The sequence below is a fragment of the Blautia sp. AM23-13AC genome (genome assembly GCF_003435675.1).
Taxonomy (GTDB): domain Bacteria; phylum Bacillota; class Clostridia; order Lachnospirales; family Lachnospiraceae; genus Fusicatenibacter; species Fusicatenibacter saccharivorans.
The window spans coordinates 196285-218897 of the sequence record NZ_QTUL01000004.1; the positions used below are offsets into that span (position 1 = coordinate 196285).

Annotated in this window: 19 protein-coding genes and 1 pseudogene; 1 reads left to right on the plus strand and 19 read right to left on the minus strand. The window is 40.8% G+C overall.

Annotated features, from left to right (window positions below):
• Positions 1-29 precede the first annotated feature (29 nt).
• Together rhaB and DW642_RS06980 are read right to left on the minus strand one after the other, a co-directional pair.
• Entirely contained in the window at positions 30-1430 is a 1401-nt protein-coding gene (gene rhaB, locus DW642_RS06975; protein ID WP_117509711.1) for a rhamnulokinase, read from the minus strand.
• A gap of 256 nt (positions 1431-1686) precedes the next feature.
• Positions 1687-2541: a YitT family protein gene (locus DW642_RS06980; protein ID WP_022461234.1), complete on the minus strand. Its 855-nt coding sequence runs from the start codon at positions 2539-2541 to the stop codon at positions 1687-1689.
• Between the two features lie 336 nt (positions 2542-2877).
• On the opposite strand from DW642_RS06980, the gene DW642_RS16230 reads away from it, so the two are divergent.
• The gene (locus DW642_RS16230) at positions 2878-3066 is read left to right on the plus strand and encodes a hypothetical protein (RefSeq protein ID WP_242991145.1); all 189 of its coding nucleotides are present in this window, start codon (positions 2878-2880) and stop codon (positions 3064-3066) included.
• 32 nt (positions 3067-3098) lie between these two features.
• Here the strand turns inward: DW642_RS16230 and DW642_RS06990 are convergent, their stop codons facing one another.
• The 17 genes and pseudogenes from DW642_RS06990 to rffA all read right to left on the minus strand — a co-directional run bounded on the left by DW642_RS06990 (position 3099) and on the right by rffA (position 22434).
• The gene (locus DW642_RS06990; RefSeq protein ID WP_117509712.1) at positions 3099-4463 is read right to left on the minus strand and encodes an MFS transporter; all 1365 of its coding nucleotides are present in this window, start codon (positions 4461-4463) and stop codon (positions 3099-3101) included.
• A gap of 18 nt (positions 4464-4481) precedes the next feature.
• A complete protein-coding gene (locus DW642_RS06995) occupies positions 4482-4874 on the minus strand; it encodes a VOC family protein (RefSeq protein ID WP_117509713.1) in 393 nt (130 codons plus the stop codon).
• Between the two features lie 9 nt (positions 4875-4883).
• Positions 4884-5912 carry a zinc-dependent alcohol dehydrogenase gene (locus DW642_RS07000; protein ID WP_055268459.1) on the minus strand — a complete coding sequence of 343 codons (1029 nt, stop codon included), beginning with the start codon at positions 5910-5912 and terminating at the stop codon, positions 4884-4886.
• A gap of 397 nt (positions 5913-6309) precedes the next feature.
• Complete coding sequence (locus tag DW642_RS07005; protein WP_330410120.1) at positions 6310-7509, minus strand: ROK family transcriptional regulator; 1200 nt, start codon at positions 7507-7509, stop codon at positions 6310-6312.
• A 498-nt stretch (positions 7510-8007) separates the two neighbouring features.
• A complete protein-coding gene (locus DW642_RS07015) occupies positions 8008-10452 on the minus strand; it encodes an ABC transporter permease (protein ID WP_117509715.1) in 2445 nt (814 codons plus the stop codon).
• Positions 10449-11123, minus strand: coding sequence for an ABC transporter ATP-binding protein (locus tag DW642_RS07020; RefSeq protein ID WP_117509716.1), 675 nt, complete (start codon positions 11121-11123; stop codon positions 10449-10451). Before DW642_RS07020 ends, DW642_RS07015 begins: the two co-directional genes overlap by 4 nt.
• A 177-nt stretch (positions 11124-11300) precedes the next feature.
• Positions 11301-12566: a sensor histidine kinase gene (locus DW642_RS07025; protein WP_117509717.1), complete on the minus strand. Its 1266-nt coding sequence runs from the start codon at positions 12564-12566 to the stop codon at positions 11301-11303.
• Complete coding sequence (locus DW642_RS07030) at positions 12542-13231, minus strand: response regulator transcription factor (protein ID WP_117509718.1); 690 nt, start codon at positions 13229-13231, stop codon at positions 12542-12544. The genes DW642_RS07025 and DW642_RS07030 overlap by 25 nt, the downstream gene beginning before the upstream one ends.
• A gap of 20 nt (positions 13232-13251) precedes the next feature.
• Positions 13252-13662: pseudogene (locus tag DW642_RS07035) on the minus strand (hypothetical protein); the annotation flags it as partial.
• Positions 13663-13726: 64 nt separating this feature from the next.
• Positions 13727-14587 (minus strand): RES family NAD+ phosphorylase, encoded by an 861-nt coding sequence (locus DW642_RS07040; RefSeq protein WP_117509719.1) that lies wholly within the window; start codon positions 14585-14587, stop codon positions 13727-13729.
• Between the two features lie 26 nt (positions 14588-14613).
• Positions 14614-16101 carry a hypothetical protein gene (locus DW642_RS07045; protein ID WP_117509720.1) on the minus strand — a complete coding sequence of 496 codons (1488 nt, stop codon included), beginning with the start codon at positions 16099-16101 and terminating at the stop codon, positions 14614-14616.
• Between the two features lie 9 nt (positions 16102-16110).
• Positions 16111-17439 carry a hypothetical protein gene (locus DW642_RS07050; protein WP_158554990.1) on the minus strand — a complete coding sequence of 443 codons (1329 nt, stop codon included), beginning with the start codon at positions 17437-17439 and terminating at the stop codon, positions 16111-16113.
• Positions 17393-18331, minus strand: coding sequence for a hypothetical protein (locus tag DW642_RS07055; RefSeq protein WP_147326105.1), 939 nt, complete (start codon positions 18329-18331; stop codon positions 17393-17395). The genes DW642_RS07050 and DW642_RS07055 overlap by 47 nt, the downstream gene beginning before the upstream one ends.
• Positions 18332-18692: 361 nt before the next feature.
• Positions 18693-20090 (minus strand): 23S rRNA (uracil(1939)-C(5))-methyltransferase RlmD, encoded by a 1398-nt coding sequence (rlmD, locus tag DW642_RS07060; RefSeq protein WP_117509723.1) that lies wholly within the window; start codon positions 20088-20090, stop codon positions 18693-18695.
• Positions 20091-20174: 84 nt separating this feature from the next.
• Positions 20175-20405 carry a hypothetical protein gene (locus DW642_RS07065; protein ID WP_055227097.1) on the minus strand — a complete coding sequence of 77 codons (231 nt, stop codon included), beginning with the start codon at positions 20403-20405 and terminating at the stop codon, positions 20175-20177.
• 280 nt (positions 20406-20685) lie between these two features.
• Positions 20686-21294 (minus strand): YdcF family protein, encoded by a 609-nt coding sequence (locus DW642_RS07070; protein WP_117509724.1) that lies wholly within the window; start codon positions 21292-21294, stop codon positions 20686-20688.
• 6 nt (positions 21295-21300) lie between these two features.
• A complete protein-coding gene (rffA, locus tag DW642_RS07075) occupies positions 21301-22434 on the minus strand; it encodes a dTDP-4-amino-4,6-dideoxygalactose transaminase (RefSeq protein WP_117509725.1) in 1134 nt (377 codons plus the stop codon).
• Positions 22435-22613 lie beyond the last annotated feature (179 nt).

Consider the following 22613-nt stretch of genomic DNA (forward strand, 5'->3'; position numbering starts at 1 on the left):
TTCGCCCCTTTAACCTTTCATCTCATTTTTTATGGCTCATATTGTTTGATTTCGAAGGAATGGAAAATACAGTTTCTCGCATCCTTCAAATTGCTGCATTCCTTTCCGGTGATCATCTGCACCGCCAGATTGCCGATGGCAGTTGCCTCTGTCGGTCCCGCCAGTACGGTCCTTCCGGTCTTTTCTGCTGTCAGCCGGTTCAGATAATCGGCGTTGGCGCCGCCGCCTACGACATGAATCTTCCGGTACTGACAGCCCGTTTGTTCTTCCAGTTCTTTTAACGTCTTTGCATAGCATACTGCCAGGCTGTTATAGATCACTGCTGCAACCTCTGCAATTCCCTGCGGTATCTGCTGGCCACTTTCTTCACATGCCTTCTGTACCTCGGCTGTCATATGTTCCGGTGCAAGGAAACGATCGTCGTTTGCATCCACGATAGATGGGATGGTGCATTTCGATGCCATTTCGCAGATCGTTCCAAAGCTTAAATCTTCTGCGATTTCTTTTTTCACAGACTGGACCATCCACAGACCCATGATATTTTTCAGGAAACGGTATTTTCTGTTGTAGCCGCCCTCATTGGTAAAATTGTGCTGCATAGCTTCTGTTCCGCAATCGGCCTCTTTTAATTCTGTTCCCATCAGAGACCAGGTTCCGGAGCTGATATAGAGCACGTGCTCCTCATTGCTTGGCACAGCGACTACCGCAGAGCCAGTGTCGTGTGTTGCGGGAAGAACAATTTCACAGTCGAAGCCGACCTGCTCCTGGATTTCTTTTTTCAGATGGCCGATCACAGTCCCCGGCTCACGGATCGGCAGAAAGATTTTCTCCGGGTATCCCAGTTTTTGAATCATCTCCCTGTTCCAGTCCCCGGTTTCCGGATTGACAAGCTGGGTCGTTGTTGCATTTGTGTATTCCTGCGCTTTCACGCCGGAAAGCAGGAAATTCAGGTAATCCGGAATCATCAGAAGAGTCTCTGCTTTTTCCAGCTGTTCCGGCTTTTTCTTCTTCCACGCCATAAGCTGATAAATACTGTTAAAAATCTGTTTCTGAATGCCGGTCGATGCATAGAGTTCTTCCTCCGGCACCGTGCGATAAACCTCCTCGTCCATCCCTTTCGTGCGGTCATCGCGATAGGCAACGGCATTTCCGATCCGCTGATCATCTTTGTCCAAAAGGACAAAATCAACCGCCCATGTATCAATTCCGACACTCACCGGGATTTTTCCAAGTTCTCTGCATTTTTTCATTCCGGCCAGCACAGCTTCGAAGAGTGCCTCGATATCCCATACCTTCTCACCGTCCCGTTTCTGCATTCCATTCGGGAAACGGTAAATTTCCTCAAGAACCATTTTCCCATCTTCCATATGCCCGAGAATATGCCTTCCGCTGGATGCTCCTATATCAATTGCTAAATAATATCTTTTCATACCCTTCCTCCATTTTCTGTCTCTAATTATAGATAACTTTATGTGGTAAAAAAAGAACACGCTTTGTCTAAAAAAGTATCCTTATTTGCACTATAACGATGTCATTGATCGTATCCATCTGCATCCGTCCGCTCTTCTTCTCCTTCAGCCGCACCGGAGTTTTTGCTCCATGGGATAATTCAAGAAACGTTTTCACAGGAAATTACGGTAAAAAAATTCCGCAGCACTTCTGTGATTGAGGTGCTGCGGAACTTTTTTACATTTTAGGCTGATATCTCATGTTGGATACATTATAAACTGTGATAAACGCTTTCGGATCAAGTTTGTTGATAAAATTCATCAATTTCTGGTATTCTGTCTTGTCTACGATCGTGATGATTTCTTTGCGCTTCTGCATGTTATAGGCACCATAGGCTTCATAGATCGTAGCACCGCTGTGCAGCTCATGAAGAATAAATTCCCGAAGTTCTTCTTCCTTTGGAGTGATGATACATACCCGGCGTTTGATATTATGATCAAAAATAAAATGATCCAGAACAATTCCGTTAAAATACGTTCCAAGAATACTCAGGACTACCGTTTTTTTGTCGTAAACGAGTGCTGCAGACAGGGCAACGCACATACCGGACAGCGACATAGCTTTTCCAAGCTCCATATGAAGATATTTATTCATGATCTTTGCTACAATATCAAGTCCGCCGGAAGAAGCATTTCTGTTAAAAAGAATACTGAGTCCCACACTGACTACAAGTGTATAGCACAGAACATCCAGCTCCTGACTGTTTGTCATCGAACCAAAATCCGGGAAGATTTTTTCAAAAAGGCCAAGAAAAACAGGAAGCATGATACTGGTGTAGACGGTTTTTACACCAAATTCTCTTCCGCAGGTAAAAAAGCCGATGATCAGAAGTACTACGTTCAGAATCATGGTGATGGCGGAAAGGGGCAACGGTACAAAGTTGGAAAGTACGATACCAAGACCCGAAATACTGCTGACAGAAGTATGGCTTGGTACCAGAAAAAAATAGACTGCCGCTGCAATAATAGCAACAGCTGCTGTCAGGATCAGGATTTCCAACAGAATCTGAGTATCCTTCAGTTGTTTTTTCATGTTAATTCTCCGTATCTTATTTTTTATGGATGGGAAGATCCCTTCCTTATATTAATGGCATTTTGAAGATCTGTAAACCCTTTCCAGGAATCATTCCAACATATTTGTGTATCGTTGTTGCTTTTCCGTCAGCTTTCTGTAATACATATCCTTTTTATTGCTTTTTTTCGTTCTATGCTACAATAAACTTAACATTATCTTGCAACGTAATCAGGAGAACAACATGAGCGAAAAGGGATTGACCAACATTAGTCTCAAAAAAATAAATCAAAGGTTTACCAATATATTTACAGAAAGAAAAAGACCTCCAAGCAGCAGATCGTTCAGGAACTGCAGATGGGTTTATCCACAGTCAGCCAGAACCTCAACCTTCTGGAGCCGGAAGGTCTGATAGAAAAAAACGGCTTTTTTGCATCCACCGGCGGAAGAAAAGCAAACGCCATTCAGATTGTATCCGATTTTAAAATTTCTATTGGTATCGGTATTTTAATTTCCTCCCATCCTGGCTGTGTCCTGCTTCCATAAAATCAATCAGCAATTCTTCCAATGCCACGATATCAACTTTTTCTTCCATTTTTCAGTTCTTCCACAATCTCGTTATAACGTTTTTTATTTAACCGGTAGAAAAATAATACAACCGCAGTCACAATCCACAGTACACCTGGAATCGTCGTAAATGCATGTTTCATAATTGAAAGTACAATTGCATTTTGTGTCTGATTTGCAATATAACCATATTTTCCAAGTAATCCTGCTAAAAGTGCTGTTCCAACTGCCATTCCGATTTTATTTCCAAGTGAAATAAATGCATACTGAAAACCGTCATTTCTAAGTCCGGTTTTCCACTCCCCATATTCCACACAGTCTGGAATAATTGCATAGATTGCGGTATTAAATCCAGAGAAAAAAAACTGTGTGAGACCAGATAATGCATAAAAAATAGCTGATGATTCTTTGGCATTGAAGAAAAACATAGACAACATGGAAATTCCTGTAAACAAAGCAAAGAGAGATGCTGTTCTTCCTTTATTATTCAGCTTGCGGAATAATGGTTGAAAACAGGCTGCCCCGATGACAGAAGGAATAATGATGCACATCGAATAAGTTGTGTAGTAAGAGGCATTTCCTTCCACATATGTAAAATAATACAGAATATCTGCGTTTCTACCATACAATGTAAATCCAAATAATATCTGTCCTGCCAATGCAAGAAGATATGGTCTGTTCTGCATAACTGCTTTCAACTGTATCTTTACAGAAATTTTTTCTTTTTCCGGAGTAATCACTGCCTCTTTCGTCTTCGCAAAGCAGAAGAAATGACAGGCTGTAAAAATACATCCATATATGACCGCAACCGTCAGATATCCTGTCTTTGCACTGTGACTGCCGAATTTGCTGAGCAGCGGAACTGTGATAATATTTAACACACCAATTGCAATCATCGCTGCAACCGAACGGGATGTATTTATTTTTGCACGTTCATCAATATCCTGTGTCATAGCACCACACAAGGTTCCATATGGAATATTCACACAGGTATACCCCAAAACCAGCAGACAATATGTAATTACCATATAAATGATCTTTCCATTCTGCGGCCAGTCAGGTCTTGCCCAGAATGTCATGACAAGAAGAATTGCTGTAATTGGTGCCGCTACTAACAGCCATGGACGGTACCGTCCCCATCTCGATTTTGTTTTATCCGTAAGTCCCCCGACGATTGGATCATTGATTGCATCCCAGAATCTTGAAAAAAGCATCAGTGCTGACACAGCCGCCATACTGATTCCGAACACGTCTGTATAAAATATCATCAGAAAATTACTGACAAACATCCAGCTGAAATTACATCCAACATCACCAAACCCATATGCAATCTTACTGATCAGCGGTACTTTTCCATTTTTGCTTTCGCCTCCCATATGTCCCTCCTATTTTTATCAGATTTTCTGACAGAACTCTATTCTTTCCTCATTTGGTCCCTTAATCATAAAAAACTTCACACCATTTTCCCAAAATGGCAGTTCTTCGATTCCGTCTGTAATAACTGTGTATTTTTCATTGCAGATTTTCTGATACATACTTTCAATGTCTTCCACATCAAGTGCAACATGTTGGTATGCACCGTCTGACATTTCCGCCTTCCCATTTTCAAAAGCCTCTATGCAGTAATTTTTTATCTGTAAAAATGCCACTTTTTCCCCTGCTTTTTCATTATAAGACTGCATAATTACTTCAAATCCAAGACTCTTATAAAACTCAACTGTTTTCTGTAAATCGTTTGTCGGAAGCCCGACATGGGCAATTCCGACAATTCCATATTTATTTTCCATACGAACTCCTTACTTTTCACTGACGTTGATAATTACTTTCATCGTTGTCTCGCGGTTATCATCAATATACTGGTATGCCTTCAGATAATCTTTAAAAGCAAATGTCTTTGAGATGAGCGGTTTCAAATGAACTTTGCCCTCATTTACCAGTCTGATTCCATCTATGTAATCATCATGGCGGTACATCATCGTGCTCTTAATGTCAAGTTCGTGGTCATTTGCCACTGCAAGATCTACTTCTGCCATTCCTGCAAAAACAGCCACCAGTACGATCGTGCTTCCTTTTCTTGCATATTTAATTGCCTGTCCCATTGTGATATTGTTTCCGGCACAGTCGTAGATCACATCTGCCTTATCCGGTCCAAATGCTTCGATCATCGCCTCACCGAAGTCTTTATTTTTGGTATTCACACACACATCAATTCCACATTCTTTTGCCTTCGCCAATCTAAGATCACTGATATCTGTGATCATCACTTTCGCTGCTCCCATTCCTTTTGCTGTCTGTGCCACGAGATTTCCGATCGGTCCTGCTCCAAGGACTGCAATATTCATGCCAGCCACATCGCCCATCTGTTTTACACCATGAACTGCCACAGCAAGAGGTTCGATCATAGCTCCTTCTTCATAGGACATATCTTCCGGAATAGGTGTTACTTTAGATGCATCCACTGCAAAATACTCAGATGCTGTTCCTGTCGTCTGAAATCCCATTACTTTTAATTCCTCACAGAGATTATACTTTCCATGACGACATGGATAGCAATGTCCACAATATACCTGCGGCTCTATCGTCACCTTCTGTCCCACATGAAACTCGGTGATATTTTTTCCAAGTTCTGTAATCTCACCAGAAACCTCATGTCCCTGTGTTACCGGATATTTTGTAAACGGATGTTTTCCATGATAAACATGAATATCTGATCCACAAACACCAATATTCATAATCTTTACCAACACCTGATTTTCCTTTACCTCCGGAACCGGAATCTCTCTGAAAATAATTTCTCCTGGATTTGTCATTACCTGCTGTAACATAGTTGTTTCCTCCTTTTTTATATTGTTATGCGTTTTATAAAACATTTTATTAAAGTAATTATATTATTGTCCTATAAACACAATTTGTCAATATGTTTTTTCATATTTTTATATATTTCATAATTTTAAAATATATTTTTTGTATATTTTTCACAATTAATATGCAAAAAAACGGAAAGGAAACCGTAGTTACTGTTTTCTTTCCGTTTTTTTACTATAATATCTTTTTCTAATTTTACACAACTTCTCGTTTTTCACACATATAAATCGGACATCGCATTCGCTTTGCAACTTGTCAGTGGGAGTTTTTAACTCCAACAGACTAAACATCCCCTTACCCAACGCTTAATTCCCTACGCACCAGATGCGGTGGACTGCTTATCTGCATTCAAAAAAATTACAATTCTACCATATGTTTTGTAAAAAAGTATTTCGCGGCTCCAACAGCCGACGCTTCTTTCTTATACGAACAATTTTTCAAGTATGAAACATCATGCTCAAAGCCATTATATGCCATCACTTTTTCTCCCAGTGGTATCATATAATCTGACAATACGCCTCCCACATCACCTCCTAGTATGATGTCCATATCATATGCCATCCGCAGATTTGATATCAAAACAGCAAGATGATCCAAATACTCATTCCATGTCTGCAAATTTTTTTCATCACCACTTTCAATTTTTTCCATAAATGCATCCAGTGACTGCCTGTTATCTTGTGTCAGTACACTTGCTGCACAATATGCATCTGCACATCCTGATTTACCACAATAACACTTTCTTCCACCGGGAACGAGTATCATGTGACCAAACTCCCCTGCTTTCTGGTTCTGCCCTCGAAACAGCTTTCCATCTATGCAGAATGCACCTCCTAAGGTGTGGTTCAAAGACAGATATATCGCATTTGGATACTTTTGCTTTTTTTCTGCAAGCATTGCAGCATTAGCATCGTTTTCAAAATATACTGGAATTTCCAACGCCTGCTCTAAAAAGCGCAGACTATAATTCTCTATACCTAAAGCATGGGATTTTAAAACGATCCGTTCTTTCTGATCAATAATTCCTGGAATCGCCACTCCAATCCCAAGTAGCGTGTCCTTCGCTAATTCGCCTTCAAGAAAATTTTTGACCTTTTGTGCCACCTCTGTACAATAGAATAATTCTGCCGTAAATTTTAAACGGATGCGATCTTTTTTTATAATCTCATCTCCAAGATTTACTAATACCATTTCTATATGATTCGCTGTAATCAAAATTCCCATTGCATGACAGTATGACTTATTAATCCCTATACTTTTTGCCTTTCGTCCACCGGTCGAAGCATATTCCCCAGTTTCTTCCAACACCATTTTTTCTAATAAGTCATTCACATTTGCTAACACAGTCGGCATACTCAAGTTTAACTCTTTTGCGATTTCCGCCTTGGATGTAACATGCTTGTTTAGCACATAATTAATTATTTTTTTTCTTGTTGTATTTTTTTTATCTTTATTTTCCGTTTTCTTACCCTCTTTTATTAAATATATTATAAAAGAATTATATGCTTTTTTATTCTTCTTGTAAAGTAATGTTTTATAATAAATCTCCGACAGAATTTATCTTATAAACAGCCAAAAGCTCCCGAAGGAGTTTTCCACGCTTTAGATCTACACCAATTCTTTTAGCACAAGTTCTTCTGCCATATTACGAATACCATTTACCAATCTGACCCATTCCATCTAATCACGAGCTTTCAACTCAGCACTGATTGCATCCAACTTCTAAATCTAAGTCGATCTCTATCGTGTCATCTGGCTTTTGTTGGGACAAAAGAACTACCGTCTCACAGAACATATTTTATCGCAAGGCTTTTAAAAATGGAATAGATTTTACCAAACGACAGTTTTCAAAAAAACTTATAAGGGATTTTCCCCTTGAACCCATCATTTATGATATATGGTGGCGCTTTTCGCCCCCAAATAGTGAAAGTGGGGGCACTTTCTGCCCCCACTCAGGAAATGTTGCTAAAATACTGTTTAGATTTATCATACATACAAAATGGAAGTTATCTATTTCTCCTCTTCGTTAAGACCTAGTTCATTACATATTACTTGCTATCCCTGATACCTTATTCTTTCTACCAGCGTTTCCTTTTTCAGATTACTGCTTAAAACGCAGGAAAGTACAATCTGCAACAGACCGACCAAAAAAATCATAATAAAAATTGGTACGATTGGAACATGATAGATATTCATTCCAAATATTCCATTATGTTTTGCATAGAAAAAAAGTGCATAGCCGAGCGGCAGACCAATGATCAAAGCTACGCATATGGTCCCAACCGTAAAAATCAGTCCCTGTAACTGCAGGCATAAATTTAATTGTTTATTTGTCATACCCACAGCCTGTAATATACCATATTCCTGCTTTTTTGTCGTAATATTCATGATCATGGTATTCGCCATATTCATAAACCCGATGAGTCCTACAACCGCCATAAACAGATAACAGCCAAGCTTCATCATGCTGCTTGCAAATTCGGCAGATTGTAACTGCGCATGATAACTATCCATTTTTATATGCGAAGTATTAGAAATCAAAGTATTCAGACTTTGTTCTACAGATGCCACATCTTTTTTATCACAGTCCACCCACAGATAGCCATAGGCTGTTCCTCTCGGATTCATGGAACGATATACACCTTCCGGAATGACAAGATAAGTGTCCGCGCTTACAAAGGATCCTGCAATCTTTCCCTGATAGGTATAGGTTTCACTTCCATTCTCAAAGTCAAATGCAATGGATTCACCCGGAGCATATCCATCTTGTTCCATCCACGTTGACCAGCCAAAGAAAATTTCACCATTCTTTACCGCCTGATCATAGTCCATAGAGCCAATGTCCCCGTCTTGGCGTATAAAATCAAAATCATTTTTACTCACAATATCAGCCGGAAATCTTGTTCCGTTCAGATTTACAGAGACACACTCTCTCGTCATGACATCTGTTACTCCCGGAATGCTTTTGATTTCTTCAATCAGCGAATCATTCAATGGATCATCCGTCAGAATCGTATCCAGGTTATTCTCCGGATATCTTTCATCATACTCAGCAGAATAGTCAAGCTGCAGTTCAAATTGTCCATGATTAACGGAAAGACGTGCTTCATGCTCCGTGTCAATATTTCCCACATAATTAGAGATAATCACAAACAATACGCAAGAAAAACCCATTGTGAGGATAGTACCAATAGTTCTTTTGGGATTACCCGTTACATTTGCCATTGCCATAGAAAACACGGTGACATTTTTTCTGCCATTTCGTTTTCCTTTTTTGTGTGTTTCTGCATTTTCTAAATACCGTGTTGCTTCGATAGGTGAAATCCGTGAAACAATTTTCATTGGTTTACGCAGTGCCAAAGCAACGGTAAGAAATGATACGAAAATACAGAGAAGCATAACAGGCAGGGAAAACAGAGGCACCTGCTGATTTTGAACTCCCATAGAGCCAGTTCCGGTTGATACAAGGTTTCCCTGTTCTACCAGCCAGTTAAAACCGCATTTTGCAATCAGAAAACCAAGAAGCAATCCAACTGGTATGGAAAAAATGGTCAAAAAAATGCCCTCTCTGAAGATCAGTTGTTTCATCTGCTTTTTTGTCGCTCCCAGAGCCTTGATTTTTCCATACTCCTGTATCTTGTTGACAATACCGACCTGAAAAATATTATAAATGACCACAACAGAGAAAAGTACAATTGCAAGAATCAGAATTCCACATACCGCAATCGTTTCATAACTCGGCTGCAAGACCCATTGCAAATAGAGATCATTGACTATAACGTTTTTTTCTTCGATTCCACAAGATGCTGCAATCTGCTTTATAACCGGTTCAATATTATTCATAGATACATTTGCAGAATCGTTTAACGTAAAATAGATATTATACTGTCTGTCATTCTCTGCGACGTGCTCATCATAAAACTCCTGTGACCCGAAAGCAACATAAGATGCCTCGATGGTATACTCATCCCGATCATATAGGATTCCGCTGACAACAAACTCTTCCGGCTTATATTCTGACCGCATCCCTACACGGTAATCCAGTGTAACCGTATCTCCGACCTTTACATCATCATATCCCATTGCACGAAAAAAAGCTCTTCCGGCGGCAATTTCCTGCATTTTTTCCGGATACTTTCCTTCCTTTAACTCATATTCCTTATTATAGGGAAGCATTTTTCTTGCAGTCTCATCCATGCAGACAAACCCGCCATTTTCATTTCCTTTCAGGATGCCCTCCGTACACATGATGCCGATATCAGATATCTCAGCTCTGCGTTCCACTTCTTTTAATTGCGTACCATCTGCTGCGACAAACAGACCATAATTGCTTCCATATGAGCCTGCCGCCTGACTTTTCTGCAAACGTATCATTCCATTTCCCACAGTACTGATAATCACAAGCAGCATCGTAGTCAGACATATGGACATCATAATCAGTATACTTCTTGTCTTGTTCTTTTTGTCATTGCTATATGCAATCCTGCTTATTGTCTTCATCTGAAATCCACCACCTGTCCGTCCTCAATCACCAGAATACGGTCAGCGACCTGTGCAATTTCGTCATCATGGGTAATCATTACAATTGTCTGCCCATATTTTTTTGCTGTCATCTTAAGCAGGGCGATCACCTCATCACTGGTCTTGGAATCAAGATTTCCTGTCGGCTCATCTGCAAATATAATTTCCGGACGATTCACCAGTGCTCTTGCAATTGCTACTCTCTGCTGCTGTCCTCCGGATAACTGATTTGGCAGATTATAAATCCGGTTTTCAATCCCCAGAGTTGCAATAATATCATTTACATACGTTTCATCCACTTTTCTTCCATCCAGCCCCAGTGGCAGTACAATATTTTCCCAGACATTAACAGATGAAACCAGATTAAATGCCTGAAAAACAAATCCGATTTTTCTTCTGCGGAAAACAGCAAGGGCATCTTCCTTCATCCTGTATAAATCTTTCCCTGCTAAAGTAACACTGCCTTTTGTCGGGGTGTCTAGCCCTCCAAGCATATGAAGTAATGTACTTTTACCGGAACCTGACTTTCCAACAATTGCGACAAATTCTCCCTGCTCAATCTGAATGTCCACCTGATTGACCGCTTTGACCTGATTCTCACCTGCGCCATAAAACTTACAAAGCTGCTTGGTTTCTAATATCACACTCAATGTGCTACCTCCTTTTCAATTCTGTAAAACGTACCTTTTCAACACGCTTTCTTTGCCTGTTTATGTATTTGGTCATTTTTCAACCTACATCCAAATTGTATCAGGATAATCTTTCATTTCACTTTCAAAAACGAGCAGAAGTCTTACAGAATTGTAAGATTTCTGCTCATTTAAAATTTAACTAACATATGGTAATTGAATCACAAACGTGCTTCCTTTTTTCTTTTTACCGGAGGTTACCGTAATCATACCTGCGTGCTTTTCGATAATTTCTCTCGATAGAAAAAGTCCGATTCCTGTACCACTCTTTTCCATGACCTCCCTGGAACTTCCTCTGTAAAATCGTTGAAAAATTTTGTGATACTCATTCTGCGGAATACCAATTCCCTGATCCTCAATTTCCATTCTTACAAGATCGTTTCTTTTTTGTAACCGGATAAATATTTTTGAACCACCCGGACTGTACTTGACCGCATTATCCAGAACGTTGATCACAGCTTCGCCAAGCCACCTTTTATCCTGCATAATCGTGCATGTTTCCAGCTCTTTTTCATAGTCAAAAACGAATTCAATTTCTTTCTCATCCGCTTTTGGATATGTACGATTCACAGCAGATATGACAGTATCTATAAGTGGAAGTTTTTTCTTATTCATCTGAATCAGTCCAGTTTCCATCTTGGATATTTCAAGAAGCGACTGCAATAATGTCTCCAGTCCATCCAGAGCACTCCGACAACGGATACGAAACTCCTCCTGTTCTGTGGCACTTAAGTCATTCTGCATCAGCACACTAAAACATATATCCAAAGCTGCAACCGGTGTCTTTAACTGGTGTGAGATGTCAGAAACCATTTCTTTCGTGCTCTCTTTTTCTGTCCGTGCTTCTTCCTTTAGCAACTGAATATGATGTCCGATTGCTTCAAGCTGGTCATTCAATTTTTCCAGTTCTGCGTAATTTTCCGTTTTCAGTAAATCATCAAATTTATTTTCACGGAATCTGATCAGAATTTCTTCCAACTGGTCTAATATTTTCTGATGACACGCATCTTCTTTTTTCTTCCAATAAAGTAAAAAAGTCAAAAAAAACACGCATATCACAGTGCTTACAGCACCGATCACCATAACCTGATGCTGGAATTGCGAATAAAATGCATTCCCTTTATTTCCCCAGTATCCATATTGCTCCAATAATCGCCTTCCCTGTTCGTTAGTTTCAATATCCTTATCCTTAAGCAATTCCGAAACAGCATCCAGCCCGGAAAATTCTTCCTTTGCAGCAATCTCTGTCATAAGATTCATTTTATATTTATAATCTTCATAAAACACATACGTGGTAAAGCAATTTAATATTGCAAACAATACTATGACAGGCAAAACCAAGGAGAGCGCTACTGTGATCTTCTTGCGATATCTCTTTGTCACTGCCTTACCTCCTGATTCCATATATACCCAAGACCTCTGATATTCTTGATATAGACCGGTGCAGCCGGATTGTCTTCGATTTTCTCACGGAGTCTTCTGATATTGACAGCGATTGTATTTTCATCCACAAAATCCCCTTCCAGATCAAACACATTTTCCAATATTTGTGTTTTTGAAAGAATCTGTTTCGGATTCTGAAGAAAAAAAGTCAGCATTTTCAACTCCGTTTTTGTCAGACTGATTTCACGACTCTTTATCAGGACTTTCATTTCTCCTGCGATAAATACGATATCTCCCGAAATCATCTTTCCGGCTTCCGTTTTCTCCTGTCTGCGGCGGAAATGTGCTTCTATTTTCAAAAGAAGTACCGAAAGACTAAACGGCTTTGTAATATAATCATCTGCCCCTGCTTCATATCCCATGACCTGATCCATCTCCTGATCTAGTGCTGTAAGGCAGATAATGTATGTATTATAATTGCATCTCATCCACCTTACAAATTCCAGTCCATTCCCATCCGGAAGATTCACATCACAAATGGTAACATCCACATTATGATCACTTGCAATTCTTTTCGCTTTTTTCACTGATTCTGCTGAAAAAACCTCATATCCGGATTTTTTCAGTGAAAATGTAATTCCACGATTTAAATTTTCATCATCTTCAACCACGAGTATACCTAGCATAGCATCTGCACCTCTCTTTATTAACTATTCATCTTAAAATGCTTCAATGCCTCCACAATTGCACTCTCTTTATCTTCTGGACACTGCGGTTGCCTGCTATCTTCATTTTTAGGTAAATTAGGACTTGGAACAAGTTCCAAGTCTGTCGCGGCAGTCGTCGAATTGCCCTGCAAGCAGTCCATTCTCCTCGTTGCAACGCGCAAATTCTTTCCAACCTCAATTCCGCATTTTCTCTTTACCTGTGAGATATACAGATTGGAAACCTTCATGCCGGCATTATGTTCAGCCACATACTTCTTTGTTTCATCATATGTAGCCTTAGTCTCTGCAGATGTTATATCCATATCATCAAGTTCAATCGTGACATTAATGTAATCATCCGGCTTTTGTTTCAGTTGGGACAAAAGAACAACCGTCTCCACATGGCTCGTTGGTAAAGCCACGGGGTTATTGAGATTTGCAACAACGGGTAACTGTGTCTGACTACCTCTCAACCTAAACTATAACGGATATATCAATACCGCCAACCGGTGTTGCCATATTCTTATCAAACAATACAAGATTCTTTCCTTGCGGATACACCGTACTTCCATACATTATTCCAGCATATCCTAGTGAAATAAAGTATTGCGCCAATGACTGAAAAGGAGCATATTCTATTGATTTATCTACTCCATCTCCCAAAGGAATAAATATTTGTTGCGACAACAATTTAGAATAAGTAAACACACCCCATTTAGTCATTGCTTCATTAAATGCACTTTTATCAATTGGAACATTCAACCCCGTTGCTTTAGCTATTTTTAAACTTCGTTTATATTGTTTCTGTCCATGTTTTTCAAGTTCATTATTGATATCAGCATATGACAATGCATCAGCTATTGTTAAATCAACTATCTTCTGGCCAAGAACATTGTCTAATAATTGAAAATCACAAAAGCCAAACCGCTCTCCAGCTTTCATTCTACATTCTTTTTTAGCACATTCACTTCTAGTATTTCCATCACCAACAGCCAAATATAACCATTCTACTCCTGCTGGACTAAATCGATTATCCTCATTGATAAACTCTTTTTTAGGTAAAAATCTTTCATAGTCTGGTATTTCTGTTTCCTTTAATCTTGCGCCTCTTCCTAGAGGGATACCGACAATGCTCCCCAAAGTTTTTGTTTGCAATTTAATACCATTATGGTCATGAAACAAATCATTATATGTCTTTAAGAATAGTTCCTCTTTTGCTGCTTCAACATCATTAAAGGAAATTTTCTTTGTAGCTAATGCCTCTCTGTACTCTCCCCAAGTCCGTTTAATTGAGGATTCGCTTTTTTTAATTTCACTAAAATCAAAAAAATGCAATTCTTTTCATCTCCTTAGATTCTCATCTATTTTAAAACAAAGCTTTCTTTTGATCTCATCGCATTACTAAATTCGTCAAACACAACATGCTGTAAAGCAATACCAGCCTCGTCCGCAAACTGACAAATCGCATATAAAGCTTGATCATAATTTTCTCCAGTTTCTAGATTATACTCAAACGTATCTATGAAACGATCAAACATCCGTCTTTGACGCTCTTCACATTTAGCAACATGCTGTTTGAATTCTTCATGATATTCATTCATTTCACGAATAGATTCCTGAAGTATTGCTGTCATCCTATCATTTTCTTCCGCATTAAGCTTTGCGTTCTTGATGATTTCACGTGTACACGTAACTACATAACTTGCTGTAGTATATACAACCATTGGAAGAATCGGATTTACAGCAGAACCCATAATAGCTCCGACTGCCTTGGTAAAATATATGGTGGTCGCAGCTTTAGCCGTTGTATCCACTAACTGCTCTTTAAGTTGCTGCTCGTCAATTTCTCCACGTGCATATGAATAAAGTGCCACTCCTCCATCAATAATTCCACCTGCCATAACTGTTGCAGCAACTGAATCACTAAGTAAAACACTTCCAGCTTTTATTCCTTTATATCGAATTGCCGTACTTACAACACCTGTTGCTCCACCCCTTGCTGCTCCTTTTATTGCATCGGCTCCAACATCATGTAATGCCTCTGCCAGTTCTTTTTTATCCTGAAATACTTCAAACATATTTGTAACCCCGGATAATATTCCTGTTGTTACAAAACTAGCCTTGGCCATATTGGCCGCTGTACACTTCATTTCAGCTTTGACTGCTTTTCTTTCAAATGCTTTTGCATACTTTTCAGGCGATTCATATGCCATTTGAACTTCTTCAAAAGTAGTTCCTCCCGAAGAAGCATCACCATAATGCAATTCATCTGTTAAATGTTCGTGAACATCCTTAAAGTCTTCTGCATGTATACTTCCTGATTCAGCTCTACTTTTGGCCAGTTTTTTTGCCTCATCTAACATAGAGCCCTCAGCATTATAATGTTCGTCTTTACGGATAAGTCTGTCCATGCCTTTATATTTGCCCCAGTGTCCCTTCTGTCCACCAGCCTGATCAAATACACTTCTTGCAGCACTATTCTCTACATCTTTATTTGAAGACTTTACAAATTTAGCCTGAACCTCTTTCTGTACCTTGCCGCCTTCTTTGATTAATATATCTGCCGCTGCTCCTTGGTCATAAACATCTGTGACAACTGCACGAGCCGACATCCCCTTCCCTGCTGCATCAGCATTGAATTTTGCGGCCTCAATATACTCAAACAGATTACCTTTCTGCTGATCAAAATGACCGTTTTGAATAATAGGAGTACCCATTTTCCATCTAAATAAATCCATTCCATCAACAGCTGCATTGGTACTATTTTGAGCGTTCACGGATGCCATATTACCAACTAAGTTACCTGTTGTTTTAGATGCGTCTTTCGCCGCTTTCTTAAAAATCGACATATGCACCTCCTACAGTAATGCTGCAATTGCAATTGCTATAACTATCGCTCCAATAAGTCTTACAAGGCGCCATGTATAGAGCCTACTAGCAGGAAGACTTCTGAACTTAAAAAATATAGGAAAAGCCACAGCCCCACATAGTATGAATAAGATACCCTTAAGGACACTCGTACTCATTGATAAACATCCCAAAGCTATCAGTATGCCTACCGCAAAGAAATTAACTACAAGTATTTTATTTGCTTCTGGTTTCCATATAATGTCACCAACCTGTGCCTCTTCAGCAACCATCGTATATGTATCTTTTTTTATCTGCTTAAGGCTCTTTGTAGATGCACTCAATGCCTCATTAGCCTCTTTTGACACCTCACCCTTTGAATTAAGAATAGGTGTAGACAATACATGATAATATACCTGTGCCATTAGCCATGAAACATGCAACGTTTTCTGTTCAACAACAGATAAACTGTCAAAATCTATCATTCCATCCACATCTACTGGATGAGCATTTTTTATTCGCTCAAGTTCCTGCAAGAATGGAGCAAACATTCTATTTAACTTCTTAATAAAACTCGAATAGTTATCGGACATTTTTGCAATGCCTTCCATTCCAGTTATCATTATATTCATCTGTGATACAGCTTCTTCTGCTTCTGCATGTATCTTCTTAGCCTCTGCTAGTTTTTCCTTTCCTTTAGCCCCTGCAATAACTGCTGCCACAGCTACAATAGGAGCCACAACTACTCCGGCAAGAATCAGCTTCCCGCCTGCCATTCCTAATCCACCTGCTGCCTTGGCACCTCCACCAAACCAAGCTAATGTAGCATTAGTTTTTGCTGCACCAGAAAGGGCTGCAATAGCTGTTCCTGTTGATGCTGTTCCAAACATCATTGCTCCGCCGTAAGAAGCGATACCAACCAATGCACCTGTTCCTAAAGCAGCAAAACCAGCTTTAGCAACTTCGTTAGCCGTCATAGATGCATTCTGAATATTCATAAGCATCTGCTTGGGTTCTTCATCAGAACCTATGAATTCCATGTTAGTATCGATTCTTCTATCCATCTCGACATTTTTAAATGTACCAAACGCAGTCACAAAAGTATCCATCCCCTCTGCCCAAGCGTTCACTTTAACTTTTCCTAGATTCTCCAAACGTTTAGTTGTCTGTTTCTTCTGTGACTCAAACTTATTTTTTGCGTTATCATACATTGATTGAGCCTCATTCAATAGGCTCTCTATTTCTTCTTTATGGGTAATCGGTTCTAATAGTCCCACAGCTGCCACCGCCCTCTCATTTGGTGTAATCATTAATCCAAATACCAGTCTGATAGCTTCCACTAATAAATTCCATTGGAATTTCTGAAATCATGCCTTTCAAAGTAATATGACATCTTCTGAAGTTTGTTAAATTGTTCTTATACTCATTAAGAACATAAAAAGCTTTCTCTTTGACATCTCTATTTGATCTAATGTACGCAATCAAATTATTCTGATATCTTGCTTCATAAACTTCTTGTGAAAGTTCGTTAATTCTATCATTAGGACCAATTATTGCCTGCGCACTCTCATATTTCAGAATCTTTGTTTCTAGAATTTTGAAATCGTTATCCGAAACTTTATTATCGTGGGTATAAATGTCCTTGCTATATGGTACATACTCAACGCCACTTCTGGTCCTGATAGGGAATATTGGCAATCGCTTTACTTTCTCATAGAGTCTTTGTGTCTGAAGTTTCTGCTGCGTTGCAGGAAGAAGTAGGTATGCATACAATACCTCTCTAAACTTTTCATCTTTAATCATTTCATCAGCTGCTTCCATAATACAGTCCAAACCTTCTCTTGTACCACTTCTATGGCAACCAATAATTTCAAGTAACGGAACATACTGTGTCTTTTTGTATGTATCAACGATTACACCATTAAAATCATTCGCTATATCCATCTTCTTGGAGATATATGCGATAACCTCCGGTACAATCAAACAGTACCCATCATTCGATGCAACAAATTCATTAACATTAAAGCATTCTCCATCCATAAACATACCGCAGACATATATTCGCTTGAAACAAATATTATCTTTATTGATTTTCTCAACCTGTCCAGCAAATTCTAAAGCTGTTTCAAAATAGCACATTTCAAACCAACCTCGCACATTTTTACCAGACCTCATAAGAATATCGAGATACTCATCATAGGTTAGTTTGTCTCCACCTACTACATCCCCCATAGAATCGGGATCAAAATCAATAGTCCCATACTCTGATTGCACACAGGTTTTTGTGCCATAAAACTCTTTCTTAAGTTTCTGTCACTTTGAATCTTTTTGTTTGTTACTCATTCTTCTACCTCCAAAAATTAGTAAGTGCTACCACTTGGCAGCCTAACATGCTAATCATGGTAGATATAAAATGTTAACATTCTTATCTACTCAACCCACTAATAACACTCTTGTCTACACAACCTATTCCAAGCAATCTCATCAGTAGGCGTTTTACTATTTTTCTACGCTCATCTAAGCCATCACTCTCAGCAAGTCAAAATCTTCCGAAACCCTTTATTTCAAGCCTTTTCGAGCATATCTACAATTTCTATTTCTGTACTTTACTTAACAAACAGACACTCTCGCAGTGCACCGTTCCCGGAAACATATCAACACAGCAGACCTTTTCTACACGGTATCCATATTTTGCAAACTCTACCAGATCCCGCGCAAGAGAAGTCGGCTTGCAGGAGATGTAAAGCATTTTTTCACACCTATATAAATCAACTATCTTCGGCAAAGCCTTCGGATGGATTCCTTCGCGCGGTGGATCAAGAACGATGAAGTCCGGTTTTTCTTCGATTTCATCGATCACCTTCAGCACGTCTCCGGCGAGGAAACTGCAGTTGGTAAGGCCGTTTGCCTCTGCGTTCTCTTTTGCAGCTGTAACAGCTTCTTCCACGATTTCCACGCCGATCACTTCTTTTGCGACCGGTGCAAGGATCTGGGCGATGGTTCCGGTTCCGCTGTAGAGGTCGAAGATCGTGCGGTCTTTCGTCTCGCCGACGAACTCGCGGGCGGTGCTGTAGAGAACTTCCGCGCCACGGGAATTGGTCTGGAAGAAGGAGAACGGGGTGATCTTGAATTTCAGTCCGAGGAGTTCTTCATAGAAGTAGTCCTGTCCGTAGAGCACTTTTGTCTCATCGCTCTTTACAACATCTGCCAGGGAATCATTTATGATATGGAGGAATCCGACAACCTTTCCTTCCAGCGGCAGACCAAGCACTTCCTGCACGAGCGGCATCAGATCCCACTCTTCCTGGCTTGTGGTGACGAGATTTACCAGGATTTCTCCGGTATTCTCGGCTCTTCGCACCAGCAGGTGGCGCAGGTAACCCTCGTGGCTTATCTTGTGGTAGTAACTTGCGTTCCGCTCTTTAAAGTACGCCAGCACACAGGTCAGAATCTTTGTGAAATCCTCATGCACGATTTTGCAGTCGCACGCGGTCAGGACATCGTAGGTGCTTCCCTTTTTATGAAGTCCGAGAGACAACGGGCCGTCCTTGTATTCATCGCCGAAGGAAAACTCCATTTTATTCCGGTATGCAAACTCCTTCGGACTTCCCTTGATTCCAAGGAACGGATAATCGGCCTCCCCCGCCTCATTGACCTGGCCGGCCTCCACGAGGGCATCGTCGAGCAGTTTTTTCACCTGACCGGCCTTCATTGCAAGCTGATCCTCATAACTCATCGTCTGGTACATGCATCCGCCGCAGGACGGGAAAATACTGCAGACCGGATCGCGCTTTTCCATCGGGGATTTTTCTGTTACTTCGAGCAGGCGGCCCTCCATGCGGTTCTTTCTTTTTTTGTTGATCTGAAAGCGGATCTTCTGTCCCGGAATTGCATTTTTCACGGTAACCGTCTCGCCCTCCACATGTACACGTCCTTTATTCGGGAAATCGATTCTTTCCACGACTCCCTCGTAAATTTCTCCTTTTTTCATTCTCTTCTCCTTCTATGTCAAACTGATTTCCGGACAGAAAAACTCCGGTACCACGTTCCGGCACCGGAGTTTCTTTTTTCCATCCTACTTATCTTCGTCTTCATCCTCGAAGTAATCGTCGAAATCGTCATCGAAATCATCTTCGAAGTCTTCCAGATAATCCGGAGTTACAAACCGGTATACTGCGTATGCGATTCCTGCAACTGCCGCTACCGCTCCGACAATGGCAAGGACCCATAAAATCACGTTTTTCGGTTTTTCGCTCTCACGTTCTCTCTGTTTTAAAAGCTCTAATACTTCATCAATCTTATTCATACTGTCCACCAACCTTTGCTTTAGATTAGAAACTTAACTTAACGATAGTATACCATACGAGCCGCAATTTTACCACAATTTCCGCTCTTTTTTATAAATCTTTTCGTTTCAACTTACAGTCGGTATTTTCACGGAGTCTGACATGTCGAGAATAGTTCGACTGTGACTTTCCTCATGTCAGTGGAGGATACCGATTTCTCTCCGCCTACCACTGCCGTTATGTTTCTTTTAACAATTCATCCCACCGCTTTAGAAGCGGGGGACTTCTTGTCTACTGGTGTTAAAATTCAGAATCCGCCGGCAGTTCCCGCAGAATCTTGTGGAACTGACCGCCGCAGCGCTCCATTTCTCCTAACACCTGGTCGATCCATTCACCCTTTGTATGCCAGTTTTCTCTGGTGAACTCAATATCCGAAGGACAGACAAAAAACTCTGTCTCCGGGTAGACAAGCTGGTAATACAGAATACACCGTCTCGCATGGAGATTCCGGCAGCAGAGGATCGCTTTTTTTACCTCGATGCCCGCCGCATCTGTCACTTCCCGTGACCGCAGTGCATTTTCATACGTATACGTCGCCTGGTCTTCGCGCAGAATCGCTTTCTCCGGCACGCCGTTTTTCTGCAGTACCGTCCGCAGAAACTCCCACTCGGTTTCATAGTTCCCGCCGTACTGCTCCGCAAGATCCTGTACACCGGCGAAATGCCCGAGCACAGTACTGTATCTTCCCGACGGAAGCACATACGGCGCAAATCCTTCTTTCCAGAGTTCTGCCGCGTGCACCGCCATCTGCGGATATCCGTTTCCCGGCACAAAAATCACATCGGCTTTCTGCGGCTCATCCTTCACGAAAATATAGTCCGTAAAGTAGTTTAAAAACTTCTCATACATGAAATGTTACCACTCTTTAAAGTCCATGAGGCACTCTACGACATATGCCATATCCTGTTCAGACAGGCTGTAGAACATCGGCAGACGCATCAGGCGCTCGCTCTCTTTTGTTGTGTATTTGTCCTCTCCGTGGAAAACACCGAACTTCTGTCCGGCCGGGGAGGTATGGAGCGGAACGTAATGGAAGACACACATCACACCGCGCTCTTTCATATACTTGATCAGTTTTGTACGCACTTCCAGATTTCTTGCCTTGATGAAGTACATATGTGCATTATGTACACAGCCTTCCGGCACAACCGGCTGCTCGATCTTTCCGGCCTCAGCCAGCGGACGGAGCTGCTCATGGTAATAGTTGTAGATGGCCATCCGCTTTCTGTCGATTTTCTCATGTTCCTCGAGTTCTGCAAGCAGGTAAGCCGCATTCATATCACTCGGCAGATAGGAGGAGCCGTAGTCGATCCAGGTATATTTGTCGATCTGTCCGCGGAAAAACTTGCTGCGGTTCGTTCCCTTTTCACGAAGGATCTCTGCTTTTTCCAGATAATTCTCATCCTGGAACAGCAGCGCGCCGCCCTCTCCCATCGTATAGTTTTTCGTCTCATGGAAGCTGTAGCAGCCAAAATCGCCGATCGTTCCAAGGGCTTTTCCCTTGTAGTACGCGCTCACACCCTGTGCCGCATCCTCTACAACCTTCAGGTTATGGCGTTTTGCAATATCCATGATGGTATCCATTTCACAGGCAACGCCCGCATAGTGAACCGGAACAATCGCTTTTGTTTTTTCGGTGATGGCATCCTCAATCTTGGTCTCGTCGATGTTCATCGTATCCGGACGGATATCCACGTAGACGATTTTTGCTCCGCGCAGAACAAAGGCATCTGCAGTGGAAACAAACGTGTAGGACGGCATGATCACTTCGTCGCCCGGCCGAATCTCAGACAGGTAAGCTGCCATTTCCAGTGCATGGGTGCAGGATGTCGTAAGCATCGCATGTTTTACGTTGAAATTGTCCTGCATCCAGGCAGAACATTTCTTCGTAAAAGGACCGTCGCCGCACAGCTTGTTGTTTTCCTCTGCCGCCTGGCGGATGTATTCCAGTTCTGTTCCAATAAAAGGTGGTTTATTAAACTCTATCATTGTTTTTTCCTTATCTTTCTTCTATCCATTACTGTTTTATTTACTTTCAGAGCCCAAAACAAGCTCTTAGGTAGTCTTATTTTCTCACAAATCCCTGTGGATTTCAAGACACGATTTTGACATGACAGCCATATCATCATACTGTCCATAAAGCCAAAAGAACCCTTGATTTCTCAAGG